This is a genomic window from Ruminococcus difficilis (assembly GCF_016680995.1).
On the sequence record NZ_JAEQMG010000070.1, the window covers coordinates 1 to 13,715 of the forward strand.

12 protein-coding genes and 1 tRNA gene are annotated in these 13,715 nt (G+C 43.9%); 8 read left to right on the forward strand and 5 right to left on the reverse strand.

Going from position 1 to position 13,715, the window contains the following annotated elements; translation table 11 throughout:
* The 6 genes from JKK62_RS08140 to JKK62_RS08165 form a co-directional block, all read left to right on the forward strand.
* The coding region (locus JKK62_RS08140; protein ID WP_201427505.1) for a hypothetical protein at positions 1 to 675 on the forward strand (675 nt) is incomplete at its 5' end.
* Between the two features lie 117 nt (positions 676 to 792).
* Complete coding sequence (locus JKK62_RS08145; RefSeq protein ID WP_201427506.1) at positions 793 to 1,260, forward strand: MarR family winged helix-turn-helix transcriptional regulator; 468 nt, start codon at positions 793 to 795, stop codon at positions 1,258 to 1,260.
* Positions 1,257 to 3,005: an ABC transporter ATP-binding protein gene (locus JKK62_RS08150; protein WP_201427507.1), complete on the forward strand. Its 1,749-nt coding sequence runs from the start codon at positions 1,257 to 1,259 to the stop codon at positions 3,003 to 3,005. Before JKK62_RS08145 ends, JKK62_RS08150 begins: the two co-directional genes overlap by 4 nt.
* A gap of 1 nt (position 3,006) precedes the next feature.
* Positions 3,007 to 4,917, forward strand: coding sequence for an ABC transporter ATP-binding protein (locus JKK62_RS08155; protein ID WP_201427508.1), 1,911 nt, complete (start codon positions 3,007 to 3,009; stop codon positions 4,915 to 4,917).
* Between the two features lie 75 nt (positions 4,918 to 4,992).
* Positions 4,993 to 5,883 (forward strand): ComEC/Rec2 family competence protein, encoded by an 891-nt coding sequence (locus tag JKK62_RS08160; protein ID WP_201427509.1) that lies wholly within the window; start codon positions 4,993 to 4,995, stop codon positions 5,881 to 5,883.
* Positions 5,883 to 6,104, forward strand: coding sequence for a DUF3006 domain-containing protein (locus JKK62_RS08165; RefSeq protein ID WP_201427510.1), 222 nt, complete (start codon positions 5,883 to 5,885; stop codon positions 6,102 to 6,104). Before JKK62_RS08160 ends, JKK62_RS08165 begins: the two co-directional genes overlap by 1 nt.
* Positions 6,105 to 6,116: 12 nt before the next feature.
* On the opposite strand, the gene JKK62_RS08170 is transcribed toward JKK62_RS08165, so the two are convergent.
* Positions 6,117 to 6,794 (reverse strand): ComF family protein, encoded by a 678-nt coding sequence (locus JKK62_RS08170; RefSeq protein ID WP_201427511.1) that lies wholly within the window; start codon positions 6,792 to 6,794, stop codon positions 6,117 to 6,119.
* A gap of 218 nt (positions 6,795 to 7,012) precedes the next feature.
* On the opposite strand from JKK62_RS08170, the gene JKK62_RS08175 reads away from it, so the two are divergent.
* A tRNA-Leu gene (locus JKK62_RS08175) sits at positions 7,013 to 7,096 on the forward strand.
* A gap of 301 nt (positions 7,097 to 7,397) precedes the next feature.
* Positions 7,398 to 7,757, forward strand: coding sequence for a TnpV protein (locus JKK62_RS08180; protein WP_201427512.1), 360 nt, complete (start codon positions 7,398 to 7,400; stop codon positions 7,755 to 7,757).
* A 79-nt stretch (positions 7,758 to 7,836) separates the two neighbouring features.
* On the opposite strand, the gene JKK62_RS08185 is transcribed toward JKK62_RS08180, so the two are convergent.
* The 4 genes from JKK62_RS08185 to JKK62_RS08200 form a co-directional block, all read right to left on the reverse strand.
* Complete coding sequence (locus tag JKK62_RS08185; protein WP_201427513.1) at positions 7,837 to 10,338, reverse strand: DEAD/DEAH box helicase; 2,502 nt, start codon at positions 10,336 to 10,338, stop codon at positions 7,837 to 7,839.
* 19 nt (positions 10,339 to 10,357) lie between these two features.
* Positions 10,358 to 11,545, reverse strand: coding sequence for a teicoplanin resistance protein VanZ (locus JKK62_RS08190; protein WP_201427514.1), 1,188 nt, complete (start codon positions 11,543 to 11,545; stop codon positions 10,358 to 10,360).
* A 48-nt stretch (positions 11,546 to 11,593) separates the two neighbouring features.
* Complete coding sequence (locus JKK62_RS08195; RefSeq protein WP_201427515.1) at positions 11,594 to 12,763, reverse strand: ATP-binding protein; 1,170 nt, start codon at positions 12,761 to 12,763, stop codon at positions 11,594 to 11,596.
* A gap of 84 nt (positions 12,764 to 12,847) precedes the next feature.
* Positions 12,848 to 13,447 carry a hypothetical protein gene (locus JKK62_RS08200; protein WP_201427516.1) on the reverse strand — a complete coding sequence of 200 codons (600 nt, stop codon included), beginning with the start codon at positions 13,445 to 13,447 and terminating at the stop codon, positions 12,848 to 12,850.
* Positions 13,448 to 13,715: the final 268 nt, after the last annotated feature.

The window sequence follows — 13,715 nt, forward strand, 5'->3', positions numbered from 1 at the left end:
TTCGCGGCGTTTTTGGGCAATTCCCCGACCGTCAGCGCGTTCGGCATGGACGACCTGAAAAGCGACAGCCGAATGCAGCTCGGCTATTCGATCATCAACGGCTATTCAAAGCTCAGCGCCCGCAGCGGTCTGACGGACTACAGCAAAACCGCCGTTTACTGCGGTCAGGATTTGTCAAATCCGTACCTGCTCGCGCTTGCCGGTACGTTTTATTTTACAAACGGAGTGGATCTCGAGCGGACTCTGACCGACAACGGCTACGCCCTCGGTCTTGTGCGTAAGCTCAACGCTTTTCTCGAGCGCATGGGAGTGAAAAACGAACGGCTCACTTCTCTCAAAGCGGCGCTTAAGAACGAAAAAGTGCCTGTCACGGAGAGCCTCGACAGCGTCGGTCTGTTGTTTATAAAGACGGACAGCGCCTTTGCGGGCCGTCTTATGAACGACGACAGGGTGGACTTCGTTTTCGCGGGCGGAGAGGTTCCGCCGAGCATGAAGGATTTGAATATGGACGGCAGATCGGACTTCGAGGACGCGTCGTATATCCAGCGCTTTTTGGCGGGAGAGCTTGTATATCCCGACGCTGACGAGAACGAGTATATCAAATTCGCGACGGATATTGACGGCGACAAAAATCAGGATATCAGGGACGCTACGGCGCTGCTTCGGGACGCGTAATAGCGCCCCGAAATTTTTTAAAAGGCTGTTGACATCGGCGGGAATATGGTATAAAATAGTTTTATATCAAACAGTTTAACTTCGAACTGTTGAAAACTGAACTATTGGGGTGATAGCATGACTGCGGCCAACGAAATCGGCGCGATCGGCCGTGAGATCAAGGCGATCGACCACCTGATGCAGCGCGAGATCCAGAAATCCGCCTCTCAGATGGGAGTTGACAAGGTGACGGTGATGCACGGCTGGATTATCGGTTTTTTGATGTCGGCGAGCGGCGACGTGTACCAGAAGGACATCGAGTCGCACTTCGCGATTTCGCGCTCCACGGTGACGAATATCGTCAAATGCATGGAGAAGAAGGGTTACATCAAGCGCGAGTCGGTCGATTCCGATGCTCGTCTGAAAAAGCTCGTGCTGACAAAGCAGGGCAGAGAGGTAGGCGAAACCATGCTCTCCGCCGTAAAGGAAACCGAAAAACGCTTTGACAACATGCTGTCCGAAGCCGAGAGCAGGCGATTTCTGACGCTTATCCGCAAGCTGAGGCTCGGACTTGAACAATCCGCTGCGAAAGGAGAAAAAGAATGATTAAAACACTTGCTTTACATATCAAGGGCTTTGTGCTCGAATCGGTGCTCACGCCCTTGTTTATGATTCTCGAGGTCATTATGGAAACGATCATTCCGATGCTCATGGCGACCATCATTGACGACGGAATCAACAAAGGCGATATGCAGCATATCATCATCACGGGTCTGTGGATGCTGCTCTGCGCGCTGATAGCTCTGTTCGCAGGCGCGATGGGCGCGGTATACGGAGCGAAGGCGTCGGCTGGCTTTGCGAAAAATCTCCGTCAGGGAATGTTTGAAAACATTCAGAGCTTTTCCTTCGCGAACATTGACAAGTACTCAACGGCGGGTCTTGTAACCCGAATGACGACCGACGTGACGAATGTCCAGAACGCCTATATGATGCTCCTGCGGATCTGTTTCCGCGCGCCTGTCAACCTCATCGCCGCGATGACAATGACCTTCCTGATAAACGCAAGGCTCGCGAGCATTTACCTTATCGCGGTCGTATTCCTTGGAATCGTAATGGGATTTATCATCGCGCGCACACACAAGTATTTTACCCAGGTTTTCAAGCGTTACGACGACCTCAACGCGAGCGTGCAGGAAAACGTATCCTCTATTCGTGTCGTCAAGGCGTTTGTCCGCGAGGAGCATGAGGTGAAGAAGTTCCACAAGGCGGCGAACAACCTCTACAAGCTCTTTGTCAAGGCGGAAAAGCTGATGGTTTCCGTCACTCCGCTCATGACCCTGACTGTATACGGCTCCGTTATCGCGATAAGCTGGTTCGGCGCGGTGATGATCGTCAAAAGCGAGCTGACTACAGGCGAGCTGACAACCATGCTGACCTACTGCATGCAGATACTCATGAGCCTGATGATGGTGGGCTTCATCTTCGTGATGCTCACGATGAGTATGGCGAGCGCGCAGCGTATCGCAGGTGTGCTCAACGAGAAATCTACGCTCACAAATCCCGAGAACCCAGACTTCAATGTGCCCGACGGCAGCATCAATTTTGAGAATGTGTCGTTCAGCTATAGTGAAAAGAGCGAGCGTCCCGTTCTGAATGACATTAACCTTCATATCAGATCAGGCGAGACGATCGGTATCGCGGGCGGTACCGGCAGCTCCAAAACCAGCCTTGTAAACCTCATCGGCAGACTCTACGACGCGAGCGAGGGAACAGTCAAGGTCGGCGGCAAGGACGTACGTTCCTACGACCTCGAAACCCTCCGTGACGAGGTTGCCGTGGTGCTCCAGAAGAACGTCCTGTTCAGCGGCACGATCCTCGACAATCTCCGCTGGGGCAACGAGCACGCCACCGAGGAGGAGTGTATCGAGGCGTGCAGGCTGGCATGCGCCGACGAGTTCATTCAGAACTTCCCCGACGGCTACAACACCCGAATCGAACAGGGCGGCACGAACGTCTCGGGCGGACAGAAGCAGCGCCTTTGTATCGCGAGAGCGCTTCTCAAAAAGCCCAAGATACTGATTCTCGACGACTCGACCTCCGCGGTCGACACGGCGACAGACGCCAAGATCCGCCGCGCCTTTGCCGAGGAGATCCCGAATACCACCAAAATCATCATCTCTCAGCGCATTTCGAGCGTTGAGAAGGCAGACCGCATTGTTGTAATGGAGCACGGCAAAATCAACGCCGTAGGCACCCACGACGAGCTTATGCAGAGCTGCCGGATCTACCGCGAAACCTACGTTGCCCAGACAGAGGGCAGCGGCGACTTTGACAAGAAGGGAGGAAACTGATATGGCTGCACCGATGGGACACGGAAGAAGAAACGCGGGCCCGCGCCCGAAGGTCAAAAACCCCGGAAAGACCTTCAAGCGTCTGCTCGGACTAATTCTCAAGAACTACAAGGTTCATCTGATAATAGTATTCGTCTGCATCATAATCAGCGTATTCTCCAGCGTTCAGGGAACTCTCTTTATCCGCAACCTGATCGACGACTACATCGTGCCGATGCTCTCTCAGCCGACACCCGATTTCACTCCGCTGATTCTCGCAATCATGCGCGTGGCGGCGTTCTATCTGGTCGGCGCGGCAGCAACCTACGCTTATTCGAGAATAATGATTTACGTCACTCAGGGCACCATGCGCGATCTGCGCTGTGATATCTTCAAACACATGGAGAGCCTTCCGATCAAGTATTTTGACACCCACCCTCACGGCGACATCATGAGCGTCTACACCAACGACGTTGACACCCTTCGCCAGATGGTCAGCCAGAGTATGCCGCAGGTATTCTCGAGCGCGATCACGATCGTTTCGGTTCTTGCGAGCATGTTTGTGATCAGCGTACCGCTTACTCTCATCACCCTCGCTATGGTTTTCGCGGTGATGATGATAACAAAGAAAATCGGCGGCAAGAGCAGCAAGTATTTCCTCGCGCAGCAGGTCGACCTCGGCAAGGAGAACGGCTACATCGAGGAGATGATGCAGGGTCAGAAGGTCGTCAAGGTTTTCAACCACGAGAAAAAGAGCGTTGAGGAGTTCAATGAGCTCAACGACACCCTTTTCCACAGCTCCTACAACGCCAATATGTTCGCAAATATTCTCATGCCGATCAACGCCCAGATGGGCAACGTCAGCTACGTACTCTGCGCGATCGCGGGCGGCGTGCTCGCGACCTCGGTCAGCGGCTTCTTCGGAATCTCGCTCGGCAGCCTTGTCAGCTTCCTGTCGTTCAACAAGAGCTTCAGCCAGCCTATCACACAGGTCAGCCAGCAGTTCAACAGCATTATCATGGCTCTCGCGGGCGCGGAGCGTATCTTCGCGATGCTCGACGAGCCGTCCGAGGAGGATAACGGCTACGTGACCCTCGTCAACGCCAAGAGGGTCGACGGCAAGCTCACCGAAACCGACGAGCGCACGGGACTGTGGGCGTGGAAGCACACCCATCAGGCTACGGGCGATATCGACTACATTCCGCTTCAGGGCGCGCTTGTAATGGACGACGTCGACTTCGGCTACACCGACGAGAAGATGGTGCTGCATAACGTCGACATCGACGCAAAGCCCGGTCAGAAGATCGCCTTTGTCGGTTCAACGGGCGCGGGCAAGACGACTATCACGAATCTTATCAACCGCTTTTACGACATTCAGGACGGCAAGATCCGCTACGACGGAATCAATATCAACAAGATCCGCAAGTCCGATCTGCGCCGTTCTCTCGGCATAGTTTTGCAGGAGACCAACCTGTTCAGCGACACTATCATGGAGAATATCCGCTACGGCAGACTTGACGCGACAGATGAAGAAGTCATCGCGGCGGCAAAGCTCGCAAACGCGGACGACTTTATCCGCCAGCTTCCCGACGGCTACAACACCGTTATCAAGGCTGACGGCGGAAATCTCAGCCAGGGTCAGCGCCAGATGCTCGCCATTGCGCGCGCGGCGGTCGCGGATCCACCTGCGCTCATTCTCGACGAAGCGACCAGCTCCATTGATACCCGAACGGAGAGAATGGTTCAGGAGAGCATGGATAAGCTGATGAAGGGCAGAACGACCTTTGTAATCGCTCACCGTCTCTCGACCGTAAGGAACTCCGACTGCATTATCGTGCTCGAGCAGGGCAGGATCATTGAGCGCGGAACCCATGAGCAGCTACTCGAGCAGAAGGGCAAGTACTACAGCCTATACACGGGCAAGGCGTCATAAAATAATTGCCGTTTCCGTCTGTATTATATTGATTACTGACACAATATGTTGTATAATACAGATGGAGGTGGGCATATGAAACACAAAAACTTGTTATCGGCGATATTCGCGGCATTCATGCTTATTGTTATGCTTTGCTCATGCGATATCGCCGATATCTTCGCGGAAAACACGTCGGATTTCACACCCGATATGTATGTCCACTTTCTCGACGTGGGGCAGGGCGATTCGATATTTATCGAGCTGCCCAACGGCAAAACAATGCTTATCGACAGCGGTGAGAACTACCACGGTGCGGCGATACTCTCGTACATAAAAGACCGCGGTTACGACAAAATAGACTATGTGGTCGGCACGCACCCGCACTCCGACCATATAGGCTCGATGGCATATATCGTCAGGAATATAAAAATCGGCTCGGTATATATGCCGAAGGTCGCCACGAATACCGTTATGTACGAAAAGCTGCTCGAAGCCGTCGAGAAGAAAAACCGCAAGATTCAAAACGGCAGGGCGGGAATAACGATCGCGAGGGACAAGGACAGGGACTTTGCGGCGAGGATAATCGCGCCGCTCGAGGTCGACGAGAAAAACCTCAACAACAGCTCCGTTATGATTCTTCTCGACTACAAGGATGCGACATTCCTCTTCACGGGCGACGCCGAGAAGGACGAGCTTAATACAATAAAAGCGGACGTAACCGCAGACGTGCTCAAGGTAGGACACCACGGCAGCCGCAACGCCAACCCGAAGGATTTTCTCAAGAAGGTCGATCCGCAGATCGCCGTGATTTCCTGCGGAGTTGACAACGACTACGGCCACCCTCACAAGGAAACACTTAAAATTCTCAGCGAGATGGACTGCGATGTATACCGCACCGACAAAGACCAGACCGTGACCGTTTACACCGACGGCGAAAAGCTCGGGGTTGAAACGGGCGGCGAAGTAATAGAAAGGGCGAAGTAATGAAGAAATTTACTGTTGACCGCATTGAGGGAGAGCTTGCCGTACTCGAATGCGAAAACGGCAGCTTTGTCAATATGGAGCTTGATTCACTTCCGAAGAATATCCGCGAGGGTGATATAATTCGCTTTGACTCAAACAGCTGCTTTCTCAGCGCTGAGGAAACCGACCGCCGACGCAGGAAGATGCAGAAGTTGATGGACAAGCTCTTTACAGAGGAATAAAAAATCGCTCCCTCACCGGGGAGCGATAAATTTATTTTCGACAGTTGTGCACACCACGGCACAGCGGATTTCGGCGCATTTGCCCTTTGAGAGAATACGTGCGCACTCGCCGAGCGTATTGCCCGACGTGATGATATCGTCGATTATCAGGATATTCCTGCCTCTGACCGATTCTATATCTTTCAATGCGTAAACGCTGTGTACGTTTTTCGCGCGGTCGCGGCCTCTTGTCTTGTGCTGCGGATTATTGCGCTTTACCTTCTCAAGTGTGTCAAGGTACGGAAGCTCCATGATCTGGGCGCATTCGCGCGCAAGCAGCTCCGCCTGATTGTAGCCTCTGGCGCGCTTGTCCTTATAATGCATCGGCACGCACGTCACAAGGTCAAAACGCAGCTCTCCGTGAATCTCCGAAACCGCGCGGACGATCTGCATCGCTAAGGGTTTCGCGAGGTCGCCGCGGTTATGAAATTTCAGCTTTTTGACAGCCTTGGCGTAAACGCCGTTATAGGAGAAGGGTGAGGCACAGAGAAATCCGCCTATGGCATAACGTGTGCAGCAGACTTCGGGGAACTGTCCGCGACAGCTCTTGCAGGCGCATTCGGTATCGGGAATTACCTTGTTGCAATACGGGCACCGCGACGGAAACAGAGCCACGGCAGAAAAACGGAGTATTTTTTTGAAAACATTCATGGCAACAAATATTATGGGCAAGGTTGATTATGGCGTTTGGTACTGATAATATAATACCACTTCTTTTGGTGCTAACGCAAGAGCTGAAATATGTTTCCGCTCAAAAGAAAAATTTTTCTGACGCTCAAAAGAAAAAATTTTCTGAAAACTGTTGACAACCAATGAACTCTGTGATATAATATCTCTTGTTGAGTTCGCAAAGAACAAAAACAAAATATGCGAGTGTGCTGGAATAGGCAGACAGGCACGTTTGAGGGGCGTGTGTCTTTGACGTACGGGTTCAAGTCCCGTCACTCGCACCATTTTGAGGCAGTTTTTAACTGCCTCTTTTGTTTTGCCAACTTTTCCTAAAATGCCCGAAAACGGCTTAAACACTGAGGTTTTGAGCAGTTGCAAAGTAAGGTTGGGGAAAGTTGAAATCGCTTAAAACAAGATAAAGTGCAGTCAAAATCACAGTCAACTGCAGTCACGAATGCAGTCAAAAACATAGATTTTTCGTGAAAACATATAGACCGGACAGCAAAAAAGTGCTGTCAAATTAAAGAAAATGACCTTAATTCACTGAATCGTTTGTTTGACAAATCTATTTTCGGAGGTCATATTATGAAAGAATTACAGCTAACATACACACAACAGGGCGATTATCTTCTTCCCGATTTGAAGATACCCAAACAGCCGAAGGTCGAAATCGGTGTTTTCGGACAAAGACATAAGCGTTATCTGAAAGAGCACCACAGACTAATCTATTTTAATCTGCTCACTTCGTGTAAGATCGCGGCATATCTTGCCGACATAGATTCTCAGGCAAACGAAATGTACAATCTGCTCGTCCGTCAGCTTTCTGAAAAGGGAAACATAACCGAACAGCTCAAAGCGGAGAATCCAATGGAATGGACGCGTAAAATGAACGCAATCCGACTCACAGCCGCCGAAATCGTCAACAGAGAGATAATCTACACCTAAAATTCATATCGCTTAAAATGCTGCATTATGCAAAAACAAGGAGGTCAGGGTAATTACCTTGATCTCCTTGTTCTTCATTTTAATTCTTTACATAATTAACCGAATACTTATTTACTATTGAGTCACTATTCAAATTATACTGAATCAGTAATTGTTGAATTCTATTTTCGTCAAGCCAGTTAGTGTCTTGAACTAATGCATTCACGAAGTCTTTTATTTTTCTCTTAAAATCTGCAAGTTTTTCTTGAGTAATTATTCTCATTTTTTCAACAGGGGAAGCTTGTCTATCGAGAATAACTGATTTATGGACAAGAATAGGTGTTGCAGTAAACTTGTCACCATATTCCGAAGAAAACCAACGCATAGATCCGTCAAGTTGATTACAATAGGATTTAGAGACTGTTTCTGAAGTAGCTTCGTTCTTACATTCTATTACAAGATACAGATTATTTCCAATTGCCCACAAATTATCTGGTCCTTCTCCTTTTGTTTCTTTATCTGGACGAGTAGAATCAAAACCTATAATTTTTCCTATTTCTTCAATAGCGTTCTCAAACGAATCAGCATCCATCGAAAAGTCAAGCGATGAAAGTATTGAATCTACATGAATAACATAATCGTTTTGTTTTATTCCACGATTAGTAATATAGTCACAAACAGCCTTTGATTGTTTTGTGTTGTTGATTCTTTTTTCATATCTAACACCTTGTAATGGAGACATAACACTTATATTCACAGATTTAGCAGAAAGCAGAGTTTGCTGTGCTTGTGATTGATCAATGCAATTGATATATTTTGCCTTTACTTGCATTAAGAATCCTTTAGTTGTTTTTTGCGTTTCAGAGTTTATTGCATTGTTGATTATATCTATGGATTTTTGCAACTGCATAATCAATGAAAAATGGTATGCTTGACGTAAAGCTACTGAACAATTATCAAAATTTGGGATACTTGAATACTTGATATGCATTAATCTTTCTTTACTTTTTCGAATCCATTCATCTTCACGATTAAGTGAATAGTTAGCTAAGTCAAAAACTTCATCAATGCTTGGTTTGGGAAATTCCTCAATTAATAAATTCCATAATTCCTTTGACAGCTTGTATTGCTCTCTTGTGGCATTGCTAAACATAGATATTCCGTCTTGATGAAGTAATATATCAGCAAGATTATCGCCCATTAAAACAATACAACATGAGTCGTTGTTTGAGCGTACTCCTCGTCCCATTCCTTGCTCAATTCTTTGGATTTGTTGACGTTTTAGAGTTCTACAATTAGAATCAATGCTTTGAATGTATTTATCTTTTTCATTAAGTAATGGCGGCAACCCATCAATAACCAGCAATCTACAAGCATCATCAGGTAGGTCAATACCGTCATATCTATTGACTAATACAAATAATCCTAAAATATTATTCTTTAAGGCATCTACAACTTTATTAATGTTGTTTTTATCAACAATTCTCAATCCTTCAGGATCCCAATACTTAGCTCTATCAAATGAAGGAACAATAACAATCACATTATGTTCTTTTGATATTTCAAAAACTTTATCTTTTATCTCATCATTAGTTATTTGGCTATTGAGATGTCTTGGGAAGAGAATTAATCTATCTCCTATATCGTTTGCGCTTTCTGGCGTAATGATTTTTTCAAAATCACCCTTACATAGTCCAATTGATGAAACAAAAACACTATCATCAGATAGGGTAGCACTCATAAAAATACGCCGATCAGCATTTTCAAAGCTTTTAATTTTGGAAATATTTACTCCCTCTGGAATAATATCAATGCCACGTGCAGTTATAATGCAGTCACTTGTAACCAAAGAATCATCAATTAAGGGTAGCTTAAAAAATATGCAATGATTATTATCATCATCCGTATTATATTTAGAAAGCAATTGATATATCTTATTCTGCTTTTCCTGCCACATCCAAAAAGGGACTATGAACTGTTGTGTCGGATCCTTGCTTGATACTATATTAGTGTATGATTTTATATTATACTCTCGCCATTGTTCATCAAATATCTGTATTATTTCACGGTATAGACAATGACTACCAGGTACTCTTATAGAAAACTGTTCAACAATTGTGTCAAGGCAAGCATGTACATCATCAATTATTATACTTCCAATTGGATAGTTTGTGATGGAATTCATTCCAAATACGCTTCGTCCATTTACTATTGCATGAATTGTTGTTACAAGAATAGCTTTGTTTTCGGAATATGAATAGTCCTGTCTATCAGTTACTGCGTTGACTCCAAGTGCTTTCGCTTCATTGCAAACCTGCTCAACTAAATACTTATTTGGCACAGCATATATTGCAGGACCTTTTCCTTCATTCAAACAGCTTTGTAAAATCATTAATCCAACAACGGTTTTTCCGCTGCCGGTATTCATCTTGATGATGCAGTTTTTATCATTTCTAACATCAAACCATTTTTTCCAAACCTCAGACTGAACATCTCGGGGATACTCATAACCTTTTGCTCTCTGAGGTAAGGACATGAATATTTCTCTCGGTTCAATTGGCAATGGCTTTGAGTTTCCACTTAATCTAGATAATAAATCCATACTAACCTCCTATGATAGATTAATTCTCCATTTTATGAAAATGGTTTTTCAATTGTTCAGAAACATAATTAACAACCATATCAGCATCCTTTTGTTGTAACGGTTCATTGTGTTCAGCGTAATACAATTCATCTTCAAAAGAAAAAACAGAAATAAATGCTTCGTCATATTTTTGGTTAATCAATTTATCAGACTTACCGAATCTATTGAAATCATCAGTTGACCAAGAATGACTTTTTCGGTTTGTTTCCTTGTTTGTATGATACATCAGCACTCCGTTAAGAGCATATACTTTAACTATTTTGTTACATGCAAAAGTCATAAGCACAGCAACAATATCATATATGCTTAATAGATGAAGTTGACTAAATATTACATCAAATCGCGTTGTATCAATATACTGATATTTCATCACATTAAACACAGATTCATTTTTCTTTTCATCTTTGATAAATGAATCATAAGTACCAAGAAATAAATCCGTTTTTTTATAATCATTCAATGTTGATTGCCCGATATACTTTTCAACGAAATCTTCACTATATGGTTCTGTCATTGAATCAAAGCAACGTAATAAAATTTCTTCATCCATTAAAAGAATCGGGAAAGGGTCTATTGCCAATCTCATTACTGCAACAACACCTAAACAGCGCGTCAAATAATCTTCGAATGTTTTGATAAAAGTAGTTTGCGATTTGTTTTGGTTAATGGGATGATTTCGAGCCATGTAAAAATGCTGTAATCCTTGTTTGTGGACAAACTTATTCAACTCGGCGTTCAGTTTTTTGGCATCAGAAAAGAAGTCAGCCATTTTAGTCAACATATCCGCAAAAACAGCGCCTGATTTTGCAAGCTGTCGAATCATTTGAGTTTCCATAGGAAAATCTAAAGTTGCTTTCCATGCTTCCAACTGCTTTTCTCTCTCGGCTTCAGGCAAATCCGACAAGTAAACCATGGTTGTAGATACTTCAACTGCAGAACGCAGAGAATAGTATGCACAATCAAAATAACCCATTTCAAATAATTCAATAGCATTGACTAACTGTTGTTCAGCTTCCATGACAAACGTGTTGCACAAATTTGCGTCTATTCTGCCTGTCCAACTATTTTCGATGTTTTGCAAATCCCAATAATACCGTTCTTTATCAGGCAAAGGAATCGGTCGTATGTTTTTGGCTTTACGATAATCTATATATTGATCACTCATTAGCTTTCCTCCTGCGAAAAAGCGCAGTCAAAATATTTCGAAAATGAATTAGTTTTCATCAATCCATGTTTTTTGCATTTCAACAAGCGCTTCACATTCTTGGATTTCTTTTGCTATAACACTTGCCGCCAATTCTGTTTCATCAGAAATTGGATATGGTGTTTGGTTTTTAGCTGTTTCTTTGAAATTCGAAATATTATCAATTATATAATTTTTAAAACTTTCGGCACTGTTATCTGAATCAAAAAGCAATACTACCGATAATAGCTTAGATGTTGCAAATTGAGCTTCACGCCCATTGCATTTTCCAATCTTGTGTTCTAAAAAACGCAATAGTAGGTATTTTATGCTGTCTGTTGCAAAATAATAAATGCCAATAATATCATTATGATTATGCCAATTAGAAATAAAAATGCTATCAGGACATGGCGCAGTCATTCTTCCGCCATCTAAAACTGTGCTTTGGCAAGAAAACAATTGCGTTGTATAATGAAAAAGCTTTATTATACCATAGGAGAAGCTATTGTCTGTTTGTACGTGATGATAGAACATTCGACATCGACCACGATCCTCATCCTCGTCCTCAACTACAATCGTAAACTGAGGGAACAGTTGATGATAGTAACGCGACTCTTCTTCAACCCAATCATCAGGATTCTTTAGCAAAACCTTTAATTGTTCTAAAGGAGTGGTAATTAATCCAAAACGTTTTTTCCAAAGATATTCAACGTGATTTATATCTGCACTTTTGTTAATGTCTGTATTATTATCCAGTACTCTTGTGTAGATATGATAGGCTCTAACACCATAACCTTTGTTGTTCTTATCACAATAATCACTTGTTAAATAGTAAGGTACATCTGACGAGTTCTTTATGATAAATACATCTAACTCATGTGAATCAATAGTAATAGTTCTGACTTCAACACGAGGTCTTGTATCGCCGGCGAATTTGCAACTTTTAAGTAATTGAACAACTTTTTGCTGATTTTTTCGCTTTGGGTCATTCTCTACACCAATAATATTCCAAGTTTTATCTTCAACGCCAAATATTAAATACGCGTCACGATCCACTCGATTATTTGCAAGACAAATGATGTCGTGAAGCAACGCCACGTTGTTATCGTTATAACACTGCTTAAAATCCCACCAGTCATCTTCTCGTTTGGTGGCTATTAATTCTTCTACCAGTTGTTTCAGTTCTTTTGTATCGTTCATAATAACCTCATTTCAATTTTTAGCACAGAGGCAGGATTTCGTCGAGTTTTTGGACGATGCGCTTTTGAATACCTACCACATCAATTAATCTTCACACTGGCTGAACCAATTGATAGCTACACGACCACCTGTTTTTGCACTCATAATTACAAACAAGAAGTCCTTTTCTCCATACAACATTGTTTTATGTACTCGTAATAGTTTAATTATTTCCTTACATCCGTTATCAATGTATTCTGATAATTGTTTATAATCTGGTAACGAGCCAAACGGATTTTGTGCATGAAGTAGCTTACCCATTTTTTCATACATCTCAATCAATTCGTCACTTGTTAAGCTGTCCTCCATGTCTATAATCGAATGGTTTTCACGATCATCAATAACAGCGACAGGAAAAAATCTGGGATTTATTCGCTTTAAATCACGACAAATATATCGAGCATTCCATTCTGTCCCTAATCGATTATAATACTGTTGATATATTTCTGCATTTGCTATAAGTGAAGATAGGAGAATCTGTTCGATAATTTTCCTGAACTGTAATGCTTTGTATTCGACTATGGGTTGTAGATATCGAATCTTTTGTTTTGCCGTTTTGATTTCTTCTATTCTCAGTTTTATTATTTCCATCTCTGAGGTATATCGATTTAGTAAAATCTTTTTCTTTTCTTCTTCTGATTTCAAATCAAACACCTCATTTCAGTTTTTCGCACAGCGGCAGGATTTATTCGAGTTTTTGGACGATGCGCTTTTGTTCAATAATTCTACGGATTGATTATTCCCACTCTACAATGGCGTCACAATTCTCACACCAATCATCTGCCCACTTTTTCGTGTCATTTTTATCCCCGATAATAGTAATAGTTTGGTTTGCATTCCAACCAGAAAAAGCTCGTCTACCCACTTTGGTATCTGATAGCAATGTAAAGTGTTCCAGAGAATTGCAATCCGC